The sequence below is a fragment of the Streptomyces sp. AcH 505 genome, from assembly GCF_000818175.1.
Lineage (GTDB): Bacteria > Actinomycetota > Actinomycetes > Streptomycetales > Streptomycetaceae > Streptomyces.
In genome coordinates this window covers 661,235-678,125 of record NZ_JTIY01000001.1, presented here as the reverse complement: position 1 = coordinate 678,125, position 16,891 = coordinate 661,235, and the positions used below count along the sequence as shown (strand labels likewise).

The window sequence follows — 16,891 nt, the reverse complement described above, 5'->3', positions numbered from 1 at the left end:
ACTGGCAGGAGGAGCCCGTCGACTTCCTCGCCGCCGCCGCCGGGGAGTTCGAGGCGTCCGGGCTCGTCCTGTCCGCCCGCCGCACCCTCGCCAGCGTCGAGGGAGGCGCGCCGCAGCTCTTCGTCGGCGTACAGCTCTCCTCGTGGGAGGCCGTGGACCGCGAGGTGCCCATGGACGCGCTCGGCCGGGCGCTCGGCCGGGTCCAGGTCGGCTGGCAGGTCAGTCTGATCCTGCTCGACGTGGCGCAGGGCGATCCGGTCGCCGACTGGATGCTGGAGCGGGTGCGGCCCTTCTACCAACGGATCCATCCGCACTGATTCCCCTGCACCCGCGGGGAACTGACGGGGCGACGGGTACATGTACGCATCCTGCGGGCCCCGGCGCGCCGCTTATGCGCAGCACACACCCGCCGTCAAGTCTGTGTCAGTACCGCCCCCTAAGCTGGTTTGATGGCGGGGGAGCAGGGCCGGATCGACGAGGGGCGGGACCAGGAGTGAGCGCGTCAGGCACCGCGGCGGCCGGGCAGGTGGAGCAGATGCTGCGCCAGGTGACGCCCGGACGGTACGACGCGTACGAGGCGCTGCTCCAGGCTCTCGCCGACGGCACGACGGGCCAGGTGTGGATGCTGCTCTGGCACGGCCAGGCGGGCTCCCCCGACGCCCAGTACGGGAACATGGAAGTGGACGGCCTCGGCTACGCGCCCTGCGTCACCTCCGCCCAGGAGCTCTCCGTCAGCGGCTGGACCCGGGCGCACGAAGTGGTCACGGGCCGTGACATCGCCCGCGCCCTCTACCCCGACCGCTGGGGGATCTGGCTCAACCCGCACGCCCCCGGCGGCGGTGTCGGGATCCCCTGGCTGGATCTGCGCCGGATCGCCACCGGGCTCGACCGGATGCCGGCGGGACCGCTGCGGCTCTCCGAGCCCGCCGTCGAACTGCCGCAGTTCTACGCGCTGCTCACGCAGAACGCGCACCGCACGCCCGCGGTCCGCTCGCTGCGCCGCGCCTGGGTGCAGCCGGCGCTCGGCTCCCCGTACCTGACCATCGGGCTCGATCTCTACGACACGAGCCCGGCGTCGGTCGGCGCCGTCCGGACGATGATGCAGCAGTCCGTCGCCGCCGTCCCGGACGGGCTGCCGGTCTCGACGGTCGCGATGTCGGACGAGTACGACCCGGTCACGATGTGGCTGCGCGCCAACTCCCGGCCCTTCTACGACCGGGACGCGCACGCCGGAGCACCGGCCACCGGATACGGGTACCCCCCGCCCGCGCCGCGCCCCTACTGAGCAGTCATACTATTTTCCGGAGTTCGCGAACACCCCCACTTTGACCTGGCTTGAGGCCTATCGGCCCCATGTCCAATATGGGGGAATAGTGACCGAGTTGGTCCGCTGAGGCGATGCCCGTGTTCGGATAACGGAAACCCTCTCAGCGCATCACGGTTGAGTCACCATTCCCCGTCAGGGCTGGCGGGTGATCGCAAAGTGGCAGAAGACTCCGTGCAGCACGTGGTCCGGCCCTGTGTCCGAGGCGCTCACAGCAGCAGCTTCCGATCCACCGGCGGACCACGCCTACCAGTGATGTGTAAGAGCCGCTACAGCGGCGGTCATGGGCCGGCCACCGTCGGCCGAGAGGGGTCTCCAGCGCAATGACGGCACCTATCGAGACCACCGGGTCGGCGGCGACAGTGCAGCCGGAAGCGGTCCTGGAGGGCGCCGGGAAGCAGATCGAGGGCCGTTCGCTCGGCCGGATCGCCTGGACGCGCTTCAAACGGGACAAGGTCGCCCTGACCGGCGGCGTCATCGTGATCCTGCTGATCCTCGTCGCCGTGCTGTCCAAGCCGATCCAGTCGGTGTTCGGTCTCGACCCGAACTCCTTCAACCAGAGCCTGGTCGATCCCACCCTGCTGGCGCCCAAGGGCAGTTTCGGCGGCATCAGCTGGGACCACCCGCTCGGCGTCGAGCCGCAGACCGGCCGGGACATCCTGGCCCGGATCATCGAGGGCTCCTGGGTCTCGCTGGTGGTCGCCGCGGGATCCACCCTGCTGTCCGTCGTCATCGGCGTCGTGATGGGTGTGGTGGCCGGCTTCTACGGCGGTTGGGTCGACAGCGCCATCAGCAGGCTGATGGACACCTTCCTGGCTTTCCCCCTGCTGCTCTTCGCGATCTCCATCTCGGCCTCGCTCCAGGGCAGCGCCTTCGGACTGAGCGGCCTGACGCTGCGGATCGCGGTGCTGATCTTCGTGATCGGCTTCTTCAACTGGCCGTACATCGGCCGTATCGTCCGCGCCCAGACGCTCTCGCTGCGTGAGCGCGAGTTCGTCGAGGCGTCCAGATCGCTGGGCGCCCGCGGACCCTTCATCCTGTTCCGGGAACTGCTGCCGAACCTTGTCGCGCCGATCCTCGTGTACTCGACGCTGCTGATTCCCACGAACATCCTCTTCGAGGCCTCGCTGAGCTTCCTCAGCGTCGGCATCGAACCGCCGCAGGCTTCATGGGGCGGCATGCTCACCCAGGCGGTGGACCTCTACCAGGTCGATCCGATGTTCATGGTCATTCCCGGGCTGGCGATCTTCATCACCGTGCTGGCCTTCAATCTGCTGGGGGACGGGCTGCGTGACGCACTCGACCCCCGTGGCAAGTAATCGCGGCCATGCCGCACCGGACAACCGAGGGGGCTTTCCTCAGGATGAACAGCAGAAAGACGGCGGCGGCTATCGCCGCGGCGGTAGCGCTCGCGCTGGGCGCTTCTGCGTGCAGCAGCAGTGACTCCGGCGACAACAACAGCGGCAGCGGTGGCGGCGGCACCGCCAAGACCGACGCCGGTCTGACCAGCATCGTCAACAAGTCGGACAAGAAGGGGGGGACGGTCACCTACGAGCACTCCAGTGGTCCCGACTCCCTCGACCCCGGCAACACGTACTACGGCTGGGTCCAGAACTTCTCCCGTCTGTACGGGCGTTCGCTGGTCACCTTCAACCCGGCCCCGGGCAAGGACAGCCTGAAGATAGTCCCCGACCTGGCGACAGGTCTCGGCAAGGCGAGCCCGGACGCGAAGACCTGGACGTACACGCTCCGCAAGGGCGTGAAGTTCGACGACGGCACGGTCATCACGTCCAAGGACGTCAAGTACGCCATCGAGCGCAGCAACTTCGCGCCCGAGGCCCTGTCCAACGGTCCGACGTACTTCAAGGCCTACCTTGAGGGCGGCGACAAGTACAAGGGTCCGTACAAGGACAAGAGCCCCGACGGTCTCAAGTCCATCGAGACCCCGGACGACTCGACGATCGTCTTCCACCTGAACAAGCCGTTCGCCGACATGGACTACCTGGCGGCGTTCTCGCAGACGGCCCCGGTGCCGCAGAAGAAGGACACCGGCGCCTCGTACGTCCAGCACATCGTTTCTTCGGGCCCGTACAAGGTCACGAACTACAGCGAGAGCAGCGGCGCGACGCTCGTCCGCAACCCGGAGTGGGACCCGAAGACGGACCCGATCCGCAAGGCTCTGCCGGACAAGATCGTCCTGAAGCTCAACGTGAACGCGACCACGGTCGACGATCACCTGCTGAACGACTCGATCACCGCTGACATCGCCGGTACCGGTCTGCAGTCGAAGACGCAGCCCAAGGTCCTGGTGAAGCCGGCGGAGAAGGCGAAGACGGACAACCCGTACGCGGGCGCGCTGCAGTACCTGGCGCTGAACGTCAACGTGAAGCCGTTCGACAACATCGACTGCCGCAAGGCCGTCCAGTACGTCACCGACAAGGCCGGCATGGTCGACTCCATCGGTGGCTCGGTCAAGGGTGACCCCGCGACCACGGTGATCCCGCCGAGCGTCGCCGGTTACAAGAAGTTCGACCTGTACCCGTCGGCCGGCAACAAGGGCGACGTCGCCAAGGCGAAGGCCGCGCTGGCCGCCTGCGGTAAGCCCAACGGCTTCACCACCACGCTGACCGCGCGCTCCGACCGTCCCGACGAGGTCACCGCCGCCACGCAGCTCCAGCAGAGCCTGAAGAAGATCAACATCACCGCGAACATCAAGACGTTCCCGGCTGACAAGTACTTCACGGACTTCGCTGGTGTCCCCGCCTGGGTGCACAAGAACAACGCCGGCATGATGATGATGGCGTGGGGTGCCGACTGGCCGACCGGCTACGGCTTCCTCGACCAGATCGTGGACGGTACGGCGATCAAGCCGTCGGGTGGCACGAACCTGATGGAGCTGAACGACCCGAAGATCAATGCCGCCCTGGTCAAGGCCATCGGCACGGTCGACACCACGGAGCGCAACGCCGCGTGGGGCGCCATCGACCAGCAGGTCATGGAGAACGCCTCGGTCGTCCCGCTCTTCTACCGCAAGAACCTGCTCTACCGTCCGGCCTCCGCGACCAACGTCACGGTGACCGACGCGTACCTCGGCATGTACGACTACGTGCTGATGAGCTCTAGCAAGTAGTTACACCTGTCAATCGACAGCACCCCCCTGAAAGGCAGGTGAAGGCGTCGGGTCGGTCTGGCGTAATCCGCTGGACCGACCCGGCGCCGCACGGCTGTGGCTGCGTACATCATCCGACGCGTCTTCGCCGCGGTGTTGCTGCTGCTGGTGGTCAGCGCAGTCACATTCGCGATCTTCTTCCTCGTGCCCCGGCTCGGTGGTCAGACGACCGACTCGATGGCCGCCCAGTACGTGGGCAAGAGCCCCGACCCCGACGTCATTCGCGCGGTCAAGAAGAACCTGGGGCTCGACCTCCCGCTCTACGAGCAGTACTGGCACTTCATCAAGGGCATCGTGGTCGGCGCCAACTACAACTTCGGCCCCGACCCGGTCAGCTGCAACGCCCCCTGCTTCGGCTACTCCTTCAAGTCCCACGTGGCGGTCTGGCCCGAGCTGACCTCGCGTATCCCGGTCACGCTCTCGCTGGCCGTCGGCGCGGCTGTCATCTGGGTGCTCTCCGGTGTCGCCACCGGTGTGCTCTCGGCCCTCAAGCCGGGCTCGGTCTTCGACCGGCTCGCGATGACCATCGCCCTCGCCGGCGTCTCCCTGCCGATGTTCTTCACCGGCCTGGTCTCGCTGGCCCTGTTCAGCTTCCACTGGACGATCTTCCCGAACAGCGGTTACATCCCGTTCGCCGACGATCCTGGCCAGTGGTTCCTGTCCCTGATCCTGCCCTGGTGCACGCTCGCCTTCCTCTATTCGGCTCTCTACGCGCGGCTCACCCGCGCCGGGATGCTGGAGACGATGAGCGAGGACTACATCCGCACCGCGCGGGCCAAGGGTCTGCGGGAGCGGAGTGTGGTCGTCAAGCACGGCCTGCGCGCCGCGCTCACCCCGCTCATCACCATCTTCGGCATGGACTTCGCGCTGCTCATCGGCGGCGCCGTCATCACCGAGAACGTCTTCTCCTTCCAGGGGCTCGGCGCCTACGCCATCAACGGCGTCAGAAGCGCCGACCTGCCCAAGGTCATGGGTGTGACCCTGGTCGCCGCCTTCTTCATCGTTCTCTGCAATCTGCTGGTGGACCTCGTGTACGCCGCGATCGACCCCCGGGTGAGGCTCTCATGAGCGACGCGCACAAGGAGTTCCTCTCGGTACGGGACCTCAAGATCCACTTCGACACCGACGACGGCCTGGTCAAGTCCGTCGACGGCGTCAGCTTCGATCTGAAGGCCGGCGAGACCCTCGGCATCGTCGGTGAGTCCGGTTCGGGCAAGTCCGTGACGTCCCTCGGGATCATGGGTCTGCACACCTCGGACCGGGCCCGGATCTCCGGTGAGATCTGGCTCGACGGCGAGGAGCTGATCGGCGCGGGCCGCGAGCGGGTGCGCGCCCTGCGCGGCCAGAAGATGGCGATGATCTTCCAGGATCCGCTGTCCGCGCTGCACCCCTACTACAGCATCGGCGCGCAGATCGTCGAGGCGTACCGCGTCCACAACAAGGTGGACAAGAAGACCGCGAAGAAGCGGGCGATCGAGATGCTCGACCGGGTCGGCATCCCCGAGCCGGCCCGGCGCTACGACGACTACCCGCACCAGTTCTCCGGCGGTATGCGCCAGCGCGCCATGATCGCGATGTCCCTGGTCAACAACCCCCAGCTGCTCATCGCCGACGAGCCGACGACCGCCCTCGACGTCACCGTCCAGGCGCAGATCCTCGACCTCATCCGCGATCTGCAGAAGGAGTTCGGCTCCGCGGTCGTCATCATCACCCACGACCTCGGCGTCGTCGCCGAGATCGCCGACAAGCTGCTGGTGATGTACGCGGGCCGGTGCATCGAGCGCGGTTCGGCCGAGAAGGTCTTCTACCAGCCCCAGCACCCCTACACCTGGGGCCTGCTGGGTTCGATGCCCCGTATCGACCGGGAGCAGACCGACCGTCTCATCCCGGTCAAGGGGACCCCGCCCAGCCTGATCAACGTCCCGAGTGGCTGCGCCTTCCATCCGCGCTGCCCGTACGCCGACGTACCCAAGGACAACATCACCCGCATCGAGCGTCCGGAGCTGCGGGAGATCACCGACGGGCACTTCTCCGCCTGCCACATGACGAAGGCGGAGCGGGAAAAGATCTGGACCGAAGAGATTGCGCCGAAGCTGTGACTGATCAGACCGAACAGACCAAGAAGGTTCCGCACCAGCCTGCGGAGCGGTCGGCTGGCGGTTCCGGGCCTGAGCCGCTCCTCAAGGTCACGGGCCTGGTCAAGCACTTCCCGATCACCAAGGGTGTGCTCAAGCGCAAGGTGGGCGCGGTCCAGGCCGTGGACGGCCTGTCCTTCGACGTACGCCCCGGGGAGACCCTCGGCGTCGTCGGCGAGTCCGGCTGCGGCAAGTCGACCATGGGCCGGCTGATCACGCGGCTGCTCGAACCGACCGGCGGCAAGGTCGAGTTCGAGGGCAGGGACATCACGCACCTGTCCACGGGCAAGATGCGGCCGATGCGGCGCGACGTTCAGATGATCTTCCAGGACCCGTACGGCTCGCTGAACCCGCGGCACACCGTCGGCGGCATCATCGGCACCCCCTTCCGGCTGCAGAAGGTCGATCCGCAGGGCGGGGTGAAGAAGGAGGTCCAGCGGCTGCTCGAACTGGTCGGCCTCAACCCCGAGCACTACAACCGCTACCCGCACGAGTTCTCCGGCGGTCAGCGCCAGCGCATCGGCATCGCCCGCGCGCTCGCCCTGAACCCGAAGCTCGTCGTCGCCGACGAGCCGGTCTCCGCGCTGGACGTGTCGATCCAGGCGCAGGTGGTGAACCTGCTGGACGACCTGCAGAGCGAACTCGGCCTCACGTACGTGATCATTGCGCACGACCTGTCGGTCATCCGCCATGTCTCGGACCGGATCGCCGTGATGTACCTCGGCAAGATCGTCGAACTGGCCGACCGCGCCTCGCTGTACTCGACGCCGATGCACCCGTACACCAAGGCGCTGCTCTCCGCGGTGCCGGTGCCGGACCCGAAGCGGCGCAACGCCAAGAGCGACCGGATCCTGATCACCGGCGACGTGCCGTCGCCGATCTCGCCGCCGAGCGGCTGCCGCTTCCACACGCGGTGCTGGAAGGCGACGGAGATCTGCAAGACGACCGAGCCGCCGCTGATCCAGCTCGCGCCGGGACACCAGACGGCCTGCCACCACCCGGAGAACGCGCCGGACCAGCAGCCGCAGGAATCGGTCGAGTCGGTGACGCTGTCGGCTCCCGGGCCGAAGCCGTCCCTGGCGAAGCCGGAATCCCCGGCGGCCCCGGCGGCCCCGGCAGCCGCGGCGGACGAGACGCCCGAAGCGCCCGAGGCCAAGTAGCGGAGCGGGAACGGGGAGCACCGGACTGCACAATTGTCCGGTGCTCCCCGAACTGTTCGCCCCCTCCGTCCAGCACACCCTCGATCTCGTCGGCATCTTCGTCTTCGCGATCTCCGGTGCCCTGCTCGCCGTCCGTAAGAACTTCGACGTCTTCGGCATCGCCGTGCTCGCCGAGACCACCGGGCTCGGCGGCGGACTCTTCCGCGACCTGATGATCGGCGCCGTGCCGCCCGCCGCCTTCACCGATCTCGGCTACTTCTCGATGCCGCTGGTCGCCACCCTCCTGGTCTTCTTCCTGCACCCCCAGGTCGAGCGGATCCAGGGCGCGGTCAATGTCTTCGACGCGGCCGGGCTCGGCCTCTTCTGCGTCACCGGCACCACCAAGGCGTACGAGTACGGCCTCGGCCTCACCGCTTCCGCCGTGCTCGGCCTGGTCACCGCGGTCGGCGGCGGTGTACTGCGCGACATACTCGCCAACGAGGTGCCGTCCCTGCTGCGCTGGGACCGCGATCTGTACGCCGTGCCCGCCGTCGTCGGGGCCGTGCTCGCCGCCGTCTGCATCCGCGAGGACGCGCTGAACGGGCTGACCGGGACGCTGGCCGTGCTCGCCGCCTTCGCGCTCCGGCTGCTCGCGATGCGCTTCCACTGGCGGGCGCCGCGCGCCTGGAACCGCCGCTCGGAAGCGGCCGAAGAGGGGTAAGCAAGCGCTCGCTAATCAGCTGTTGTACCGTTCCTCCCATGGCAGATCACTCGGGACAGGCGACCATCGGCGACAGCGAGTTCGACCGGGACACCGCCGTCACCCCACGCCCGGGGGAGCCGGGCGTCCATGACACGGAGCTCTCGGCGGGCTGGACCATCGTGCGCGCCGTCAACGGCGGCTATCTGCTGGCCGTCGCCTGCCGCGCGCTCGCCGACGTACTGCCGCACCCCGATCCGTTCACGGTCACCGCGCACTACTTGACCGCGTCCCAGCCGGGACCCGCGGTCGTGCGCAGCGAGACGGTACGGGCCGGACGCACGCTCTCCACCGGCCAGGCGTCGGTCCTGCAGTACGCGCAGGACGGCACCGAGGTCGAACGGATCCGGGTGCTCGCCTCCTACGGCGACCTGGACGCCCTCCCCGACGACGTGCGGACCACGGCGAAGCCGCCGCAGATCCCGCCGTACGAGCAGTGCCTGGACGGTTCGGACGCCGGGTCGCTCTTCGTGGGCGACGCCTCGCTGCTGGACCGGCTGACCGTCAGGGCCGACCCCGCCACCTCGGGCTGGGCCGTGGGCCGGCCGTCCGGCGCCGGTGAGATGCGCGGCTGGTTCGGGCTCGCCGACGGCAGGGACGCCGATCCACTCTCGCTGCTGCTGACCGTGGACGCGCTGCCGCCCACCGCCTTCGACCTGGGGCTCAGCGGCTGGACCCCGACCGTCGAGCTGACCGTCCACATCCGCTGCCGCCCCGCGCCCGGACCGCTGCGGGTCGCCATCGCCACCCGCAATCTGGCCGGCGGCTTCATGGAGGAGGACGCGGAGGTCTGGGACAGCGCGGACCGCCTCGTCGCCCAGTCCCGCCAACTGGCCCGCGCCCCGCGCGGCTGAGCCGGACGCTCCCCTGCGCGCGGTGTCGCCGGACGCCCCCGTGTACGGCCCTAGCCGGTCCGCAGATGGCGGCCGAGGGCCGCGGTGAGGGCGGCAGGGGCGTCTTCCTGTACGAGGTGTCCGGCGTCCGGGATCAGCCGCAGCTCGGCGCCCGGGATCAGCGCGGCCAGCTCCTGGCCCTTGGCCGGCGGGATCCAGCTGTCCTCGGCGCCCCAGCAGATCAGCACCGGCAGGTCGAGTTCGCCGTAGCGGCCCTGGATCTCGTCGGTGAACCGCTGGTCGTTCTGCTCGATCTGCCGGTAGAACGCGGGCTGCCCGACCTCCCCGCACCACGGCTCCACCAGCCGGTCGAGCACCTCGGGCGGCAGCCCCTGGTGGCTCGCCGACGACACGTACTCGCGTACCAGCGCCCGGTGCAGGCTCGTCGGCAGCTGGTTGAAGACCTCGCCGTGCCGGCCGAGCAGCCGGTAGGCGGGGGAGCCCCAGGGCGCCAGCGCCACCGGGTCGACCAGGGCGAGGCTCCGGTAGCGGGCGCCGTGCAGCAGCCGGGCGCGCAGGGCCACACACCCGCCGACGTCATGGGCGACGACCTGCGGTCCCGCGGTCCCTCCGGCCAGCCCCCAGTGGTCGAGCAGTTCGGTGAGCACCAGCGCCTGCGCCCGCAGGGACACGTCCTGGCCCGCGCCGCGCTCCGAGGCGCCGAAGCCCGGCATGTCCCAGACGAAGACCTGGTGTTCCTGCGCGAGGGCGCGGGCGACCCCCCGCCAGACGTACGACGAGAAGGGCGTCCCGTGCAGCAGGACGACCGGCGCCCGGCCCGCAGGCCCGAGCGCGGCCCAGCGCACGTCGCCCGACGAACCGCGGAACGTACGATCGAGAATCCACTCCGTCATGACCGTAACGCTAATCACTCCTGTCTGGTCCCGACAAGCCGTTCACCCCGCCGGGGAGGCCCGGATGCGCCAACGTCCTTCGACGGCTCGTAGAATCGAGCGCACCATGGCTTACCTCGACCACGCCGCGACCACTCCGATGCTGCCGGAGGCGATCGAGGCGATGACCGCCCAGTTCGGCTTCGCCGGCAACGCGTCATCGCTCCACGCCGCCGGCCGCAGGGCCCGCCGTACCGTCGAGGAGGCCCGCGAGACACTCGCCGAGGCCCTTGGCGCACGGCCGAGCGAGGTGGTCTTCACCTCGGGCGGCACGGAGGCCGACAACCTGGCGGTGAAGGGGCTGTACTGGGCGCGCAGAGACGCCGACCCGGCCAGGACCCGGGTGCTCGCCAGTCCCGTGGAGCACCACGCGGTCCTCGACACCGTCGACTGGCTCGGTGAGCACGAGGGCGCGACCGTGGAGTACCTGGCCGTCGACAAGTACGGCAGGGTCGATCCGCAGACCCTGCGCGAGGCGATCGAGCGCAATCCGGCCGATGTCGCCCTCGCGACCGTGATGTGGGCCAACAACGAGATCGGCACCATCCTCCCCGTCCCCGAACTGGCCGAGGTGGCCAGGGAGTTCAGCATCCCGCTGCACTCGGACGCAGTCCAGGCCGTCGGCCAGACCGAGCTGGACTTCGGCCGCTCGGGACTCGCGGCGATGACGGTGTCCGGCCACAAGATCGGCGGCCCGTACGGCATCGGCGCGCTGCTCCTCGGCCGCGAGTACACCCCCGTACCGGTCCTGCACGGCGGCGGCCAGGAGCGCCAGGTGCGCTCCGGCACCCTGGACGTCCCCGCCGTCGCGTCCTTCGCCGTCGCGGCGCGGGCGGCCACGGCGGGCCGCGAGGGCTTCGCGCGGGACATCGGCGCGCTGCGGGACGAGCTGATCGACGCCGTGCACAAGGCGGTCCCCGACGCGGTGCTCGGCGGCGACCCGGACAACCGGCTGCCCGCCAACGCCCACTTCAGCTTCCCCGGCTGCGAGGGCGACTCGCTCCTGCTGCTGCTGGACGCCCAGGGCATCGAGTGCTCGACCGGCTCGGCCTGCACGGCGGGCATCGCCCAGCCCAGCCATGTCCTGCTGGCCACCGGCAGCGACCCGGAGCTGGCCAGGGGCACCCTGCGCTTCTCGCTCGGCCACACCTCGACCAGGGCGGACGTCGAAGCCGTGGCGGCGGCGATCGGCCCGGCGGTCGAGCGCGCCCGCAGCGCCGGCCTGAGCTGAGCCCCCTCGGTCCGGCTCACGGGTTCAGCTCGCGGCGGAGATCCGCCTCGGCGGGGGCGGCGCGGCCGCCTCGCGCACCAGCTTCAGATAGCGGCTCCAGTCCCAGTACCGGCCGGGATCGGTGTGATCAGTGCCGGGGACCTCGACATGGCCGATGATGTGCTTACGGTCGACGGGTATCCCGTACCGCTTGCAGATGTCCGCGGTCAGCCGGGCCGACGAGCGGTACATCGCGTCCGTGAACGACGTCGGCCGGTCCACCCAGCCCTCGTGCTCGATCCCTATGCTGCGCTCGTTGTACGAGCGGTTCCCCGCGTGGAACGCGACGTCCAGCTCGCGGATCATCTGCGCCACATGGCCGTCCTTGCGCACCACGTAGTGCGCAGCCGCCGCGTGCGCCGGGTCCTTGAACACCTTCAGCGCGACCGCGTAGCTGCCCTGCACCACATGGATCACCACGCGGTCGACGGTGTAGTCGGCGGGGCGGTCGGCCCGCCGGTAGTTCGCCGGGGAGGCGGAGACCCACTGGGCGCCCGCGAAATCCAGCTCACCCGGGGTGCGCGGCTTCTCGGCGAGCGGCGACCGCCACCAGGCGCGGGTCAGCTGCTCCCGCGCCAGACCGGCCCCGCCCAGCACGGCGAGCCCGCCGCCGATCAGCAGACCGCGCCTGCCGATCCGGTGCTCACCTGCGGCTTCGCCGCTCGTCTTCTCGCCCATATGGTCGTCAACGCATACTCGCGCGACTGTGGTTCCCGCCGGGCCGTACTCTGGTGAGGCTATGACTCAGAATCCCCAGCGCCCCCTCCGTGTCCTGGCCGCGATGTCGGGCGGCGTGGACTCCGCCGTCGCCGCCGCCCGCGCCGCCGAGGCGGGGCACGACGTGACCGGCGTACACCTGGCCCTCTCGGCGAATCCGCAGTCGTTCCGCACCGGAGCGCGCGGCTGCTGCACCATCGAGGACTCCCGCGACGCGCGCCGCGCGGCGGACGTCATCGGTATCCCCTTCTACGTCTGGGACCTCGCCGAACGCTTCCGCGAGGACGTCGTGGACGACTTCGTCGCCGAGTACGAGGCGGGCCGCACGCCCAACCCCTGTCTGCGCTGCAACGAGAAGATCAAGTTCGCCGCGCTGCTGGACAAGGCGCTCGCCCTCGGCTTCGACGCCGTGTGCACGGGCCACTACGCGACGGTCGTCACGGGGGCCGACGGCGCGCGTGAGCTGCACCGCGCGAGCGACATGGCCAAGGACCAGTCGTACGTGCTCGGTGTCCTGGACGAGCGGCAGCTCGCCCACGCCATGTTCCCGCTCGGGGACACCCTCACCACCAAGGGCGAGATCCGCGAAGAGGCGCAGCGGCGCGGTCTCGCCGTCGCGAAGAAGCCGGACAGCCACGACATCTGCTTCATCGCCGACGGCGACACCCAGGGCTTCCTCGCCAAGCGCCTCGGCGCGGCGGAGGGCGACATCGTGGACGAGGCGGGGACGAAGCTCGGCAGCCACGACGGCGCCTTCGGCTTCACCATCGGCCAGCGCAAGGGGCTGCGCATCGGCCACCCGGCCGCCGACGGCAAGCCGCGCTACGTGCTGGACATCTCGCCCGTCGACAACACCGTGACGGTCGGCCCCGCCGACGCCCTCGACGTTCTGGAGCTGACGGCGGTCAAGCCCCGCTGGTGCGGCACGGCGCCGGCCGGATCCGCCGCGTACACGGCCCAGTTGCGGGCCCACGGCGGCGAGACGCCGGTGACGGCGGAGCTGGTGGACGGCACCCTGCGGGTCACGTTCGAGGAGCCGGTACGGGGCGTGGCGCCCGGCCAGGCCGTGGTGCTGTACGACGGCACGCGCGTGGTCGGCTCGGCGACGATCGCGACGACGGTCCGGCGGAAGACGGCCCTGGCCGGCTGACCGGGACCGCCGGGACCGCCGGAGCCGACAGGGCCGGATCGGGGCCGCTCACCGCTGCGGGGCGCCCCGGCCGCGAGAGGTCCGCGGCGGGGGCGCCCCGGTCACAACAGGTCCGGCACAAGAGGTACGCGCGGTCAGACGCCCGACGTCTCGCTGACCGCCTCGCGCACGAACGACGGCACCAGCTCAACTCCCCAGCCGGGCGCGGTCGGTGCCGCGACCTGACCGTCCGTCACCCGCAGCATCGGCTCGTAGACGCCCTCGGACCACGGAGTGGTCTCGACGCTCCACTCCTGGTACTGCGAGCAGGACGGCATCGCGACCGCCAGATGCAGCGAGAACACCTGCAGCAGCGAGTCGTTGGCGCAGTGCGGCGTGCAGGGGATGCCGGCGGCCTCCGCCAGTACGGCGACCTTGCGGGCCCGCGAGACACCGCCGATGTAGCCGATGTCCGGCTGCACGATGTCCACCGCGCCGCCGCCGATCATCCGGTTGAACTGCGGTATCGACAGGTCCTGTTCACCACCGGAGACCGGGATGTCCAGCGCTGCGGCCACCCGTGCGCTCTGCTCGATCTCGGCGAACGGGACCGGCTCCTCGTAGTGGAAGTAGCCGTACTCCTCCAGCATCCGGCCGACCCGGATCGCCCGGCCCACCGAGAAGCCGCCGTTGGCGTCGGCCGACAGGTCGACCCCGTCGCCCAGCACCTGACGGGTCAGCGGGACGATCCGTTCGGTACGTCCCGGCGCCGCGTCGGTGTCCCGGCCCATCGCCTCGCCCACCCGGATCTTGACGGCGCGGAACCCCTGCCCGGCGACGAACGAGGCGAGCCGTTCGGCCTCCGCCTCCGGGCTGATGTCGCGCCGCATGCTGGACGCGTACATCGGCACGGTGTCCCTGGCGTGGCCGCCGAGCAGCTTGCTGACCGGCCGGCCCGCCGCCTTGCCGAGGATGTCCCACAGGGCCGTCTCGACACCGGCGAGCGCCCGGTGCAGAAAGCTGCTGGGGAACTTGTAGTGGGTCCGCAGACACGTGTCGGCCAGGGCCTCCACGTCCCACGGGTCGCGACCGAGGAACAGCGGCGCCACCATCGAGTGCAGGACGCGCACGGTGTTCGCCGCCTCGTACGGCGCGCACTGGCCGATGCCCTCCAGGCCCTCGTCGGTCCGTACGCGCACCAGCGCGAGCGGGCCCCGCAGCAGTGTCTCGACGCCGGTGATCCTCACAGGTGCTCCCGCAGGACGTCGACGAGCGGCGAGCGGACGGTGCATCTGTCCACGGCGAAGCAGTCGGCCAGCGCCCGCATCTGGTCGGCGTCGAGCCCCGCGAAGCAGCGCGCGTAGTCGTCGACCATCGGCTCGGCGAGCAGGATGTGGCGTACCAGCACATGGATCCACTGCTGCGGTCCGAAGGGCAGCGGGTCGAAGTCGGGGAACTCCTCGGCGACCGTGGCCTCCAGCGGGTCGAGGATGTGCCGTACGCCCGTGTCGACCCCGCCCCACACGTCGACCCCGAGCCGGGCCTTCTTCTCCAGCACCCCGGAGATCCGCGCCAAGTAGGGCGAGTCCGGGGGCAGATGGGTCACGCCCTGCAGCCCGATGTCCTTGTACGTCCACAGGCTCCAGCCGGCGCCGTGCTCGTCGTATATCTCCAGCTGGTCGGCGAGCGTCCGGTAGCGGTGCGCGTCACGCACCGGGTCGCCGGAGTAGACCGGGCCGAACTCGCCCACCCAGATGGGGGTTCCGGTGGAGCGCATGTACTCGGAGCGCTTGAGGAACCTGCTCTCCAGATAGCCCCGGTCCACGTACTGGCCCCGCGAGACCCCGGGGTACTCGCCGCTGTCGGCGAAGCCGGAGAGCGCGTAGTCGTGCACCGTGTACACGGTGTTCGGCCACGGGTCGCTGAACAGGTCGAACTCGGTGGCGTGCCGGTTGCCGTCCAGGAAGATGACATGGCCGGGGTCGACGGCCCTGATCGCCTTGTGCAGCCGCTCGTAGAACGGGCCGATGACCTCGCCGTCCGAATCGGCGGGCTCGTTCAGCGGGTTGTAGCCCGCGACCCACGGATTGTCCTTGTAGCGGTCGGCCAGCGCCTCCCACAGATGCACCACCCGGTCCTGGAAGTGCCGGTGGGTCCAGAAGAACGACCGGTGGGTCGGATTGTCGCTGTGCCAGCGCTGGTTGTGGAAGCCGGGGGCCGCGTGCAGGTCGAGCACGGCGTACAGACCGTGCCGCGCGCAGATGTCGATTGCCCGGTCCAGCAGCGCGAAGCCCGCCTCCTTCAGCTCCATCGGACGGTCGTCGTCCTCGAAGTGCCGGTAGTTGAAGGGCAGCCGGACGCAGTTCATCCCCGCCTCCGCGAGCAGCGCGGCGTCGGCGTCGGTGAAGAAGACATCGAGGAACCGGTCGAAGAAGGCGTCGTACGCCTCCTGTCCGAGTACCTTGCGCAGCGCCTTGCGCTGGAGGTCCTCGGTCGCCGGGTAGCCGGTGATGAAGTTCTCCATGTTCATCCACCCGCCGAGACCGACCCCGCGCAGTCTGACCGGATCCCCCGCCGCTGTGGCGAGGTGGCCGCCCTCGACATGGATCATCACGGATGCATTGTTCATGGTGGTGCGTACTCCTGGAAGAAGGTGTCCGGTGGGAGGAGCCGGCTTGGTCACTTGCTGAAGCCGGCCGTCAGACCGCGTACGAGATAGCGCCGCCCGAGCAGATACGCGGCGAGCATGGGCAGCGTGGAGAGCACCACGGCGGCGAGGATCGCCGGCACGTTCACGGTGAACTCGCCCTGGAACGTCCACAGCGCCATCGGCAGCACCCGCTGGTTCGGGCTCTGCGTGAGGATCAGCGGGAAGAGGAAGCCGTTCCACACGTGCAGCCCGTCGTAGATGCCGACCGTCACGATCGCCGGGCGGGCCAGCGGCATGACGAGGCTGCGCAGGATCCGCAGATCGCTCGCGCCGTCCATGCGCATCGACTCGAACAGTTCCTTGGGGATGTCCCGGATGAAGTTCGCCAGGATCAGCACGGTGATCGGAATGGCGAACCCGATGGACGGGAGGATCAGCGCGAGCAGGCTGTCGTACAGATGCACCTTGGTGATCATGTAGTACAGCGGAATGATCGTCGCGTGCACCGGGATCGCGAGCCCCAGCAGGAAGACCGAGAACGCCGAGCGGACGAACCGGCCGTTGCCCCGCACCACCGCGTATGCCGCCATGAGGGACAGCACGACGGTGACGGCGACGGCGGCGATCGTGATGACGACGCTGTTGAGGAAGTAGCGGCCGAAGCCGCTGTTCAGCACCAGCGAGTAGTTGTCGAAGGTGATGTGGCTGGGGAACGCCAGCGGGTTCGTCGCGAAGAACCCCTGCTGGGCGCGGAGGCTGGAGATCACCACGTAGTAGACCGGCACGATGATGACCGGCCAGCCAGACGAAGC

General features: G+C 69.5%; 16 protein-coding genes. 11 read left to right on the top strand and 5 right to left on the bottom strand.

What is annotated here, in order from left to right; genetic code table 11:
- From HY68_RS03080 to HY68_RS03040, 9 genes are all read left to right on the top strand, one after another.
- Window positions 1-317: enhanced serine sensitivity protein SseB C-terminal domain-containing protein (locus tag HY68_RS03080; RefSeq protein WP_041984136.1), on the top strand; the 317-nt coding region annotated here is incomplete at its 5' end.
- Between the two features lie 176 nt (window positions 318-493).
- Entirely contained in the window at window positions 494-1,285 is a 792-nt protein-coding gene (locus HY68_RS03075; RefSeq protein ID WP_041984133.1) for an enhanced serine sensitivity protein SseB C-terminal domain-containing protein, read from the top strand.
- Window positions 1,286-1,647: 362 nt separating this feature from the next.
- Complete coding sequence (locus HY68_RS03070; RefSeq protein ID WP_041984131.1) at window positions 1,648-2,643, top strand: ABC transporter permease; 996 nt, start codon at window positions 1,648-1,650, stop codon at window positions 2,641-2,643.
- Between the two features lie 44 nt (window positions 2,644-2,687).
- Entirely contained in the window at window positions 2,688-4,454 is a 1,767-nt protein-coding gene (locus HY68_RS03065) for an ABC transporter substrate-binding protein (protein WP_041984129.1), read from the top strand.
- A 96-nt stretch (window positions 4,455-4,550) separates the two neighbouring features.
- Window positions 4,551-5,561, top strand: coding sequence for an ABC transporter permease (locus tag HY68_RS03060; RefSeq protein WP_041984127.1), 1,011 nt, complete (start codon window positions 4,551-4,553; stop codon window positions 5,559-5,561).
- Window positions 5,558-6,592 (top strand): ABC transporter ATP-binding protein, encoded by a 1,035-nt coding sequence (locus HY68_RS03055; RefSeq protein WP_041984126.1) that lies wholly within the window; start codon window positions 5,558-5,560, stop codon window positions 6,590-6,592. Before HY68_RS03060 ends, HY68_RS03055 begins: the two co-directional genes overlap by 4 nt.
- Complete coding sequence (locus HY68_RS03050) at window positions 6,589-7,788, top strand: dipeptide ABC transporter ATP-binding protein (protein WP_041984125.1); 1,200 nt, start codon at window positions 6,589-6,591, stop codon at window positions 7,786-7,788. The genes HY68_RS03055 and HY68_RS03050 overlap by 4 nt, the downstream gene beginning before the upstream one ends.
- 40 nt (window positions 7,789-7,828) lie before the next feature.
- Window positions 7,829-8,488 (top strand): trimeric intracellular cation channel family protein, encoded by a 660-nt coding sequence (locus HY68_RS03045; RefSeq protein WP_041984124.1) that lies wholly within the window; start codon window positions 7,829-7,831, stop codon window positions 8,486-8,488.
- Window positions 8,489-8,526: 38 nt separating this feature from the next.
- Window positions 8,527-9,381: a thioesterase family protein gene (locus tag HY68_RS03040; RefSeq protein ID WP_041984123.1), complete on the top strand. Its 855-nt coding sequence runs from the start codon at window positions 8,527-8,529 to the stop codon at window positions 9,379-9,381.
- 50 nt (window positions 9,382-9,431) lie between these two features.
- On the opposite strand, the gene HY68_RS03035 is transcribed toward HY68_RS03040, so the two are convergent.
- Entirely contained in the window at window positions 9,432-10,274 is an 843-nt protein-coding gene (locus HY68_RS03035) for an alpha/beta fold hydrolase (protein WP_041984121.1), read from the bottom strand.
- 106 nt (window positions 10,275-10,380) lie between these two features.
- Between HY68_RS03035 and HY68_RS03030 the strand changes: the two genes are divergently transcribed.
- The gene (locus HY68_RS03030; RefSeq protein WP_041984119.1) at window positions 10,381-11,544 is read left to right on the top strand and encodes a cysteine desulfurase family protein; all 1,164 of its coding nucleotides are present in this window, start codon (window positions 10,381-10,383) and stop codon (window positions 11,542-11,544) included.
- Between the two features lie 24 nt (window positions 11,545-11,568).
- Here the strand turns inward: HY68_RS03030 and HY68_RS03025 are convergent, their stop codons facing one another.
- A complete protein-coding gene (locus HY68_RS03025) occupies window positions 11,569-12,261 on the bottom strand; it encodes an N-acetylmuramoyl-L-alanine amidase (protein WP_041984116.1) in 693 nt (230 codons plus the stop codon).
- Window positions 12,262-12,322: 61 nt separating this feature from the next.
- On the opposite strand from HY68_RS03025, the gene mnmA reads away from it, so the two are divergent.
- On the top strand, window positions 12,323-13,450 hold the full coding sequence (gene mnmA, locus HY68_RS03020; RefSeq protein WP_041984114.1) for a tRNA 2-thiouridine(34) synthase MnmA: 1,128 nt from the start codon (window positions 12,323-12,325) through the stop codon (window positions 13,448-13,450).
- Between the two features lie 134 nt (window positions 13,451-13,584).
- Here mnmA and HY68_RS03015 read toward each other — a convergent pair whose 3' ends face one another.
- The 3 genes from HY68_RS03015 to HY68_RS03005 all read right to left on the bottom strand — a co-directional run.
- Window positions 13,585-14,676, bottom strand: a complete 1,092-nt coding sequence (locus HY68_RS03015; RefSeq protein WP_041984112.1) for a mandelate racemase/muconate lactonizing enzyme family protein — start codon at window positions 14,674-14,676, stop codon at window positions 13,585-13,587.
- A complete protein-coding gene (locus HY68_RS03010) occupies window positions 14,673-16,058 on the bottom strand; it encodes a glycoside hydrolase family 5 protein (protein WP_052456998.1) in 1,386 nt (461 codons plus the stop codon). The genes HY68_RS03015 and HY68_RS03010 overlap by 4 nt, the downstream gene beginning before the upstream one ends.
- Before the next feature lie 50 nt (window positions 16,059-16,108).
- Window positions 16,109-16,891, bottom strand: a 783-nt coding sequence (locus HY68_RS03005; protein WP_063779610.1) for a carbohydrate ABC transporter permease, incomplete at its 5' end; no start/stop codon positions are given.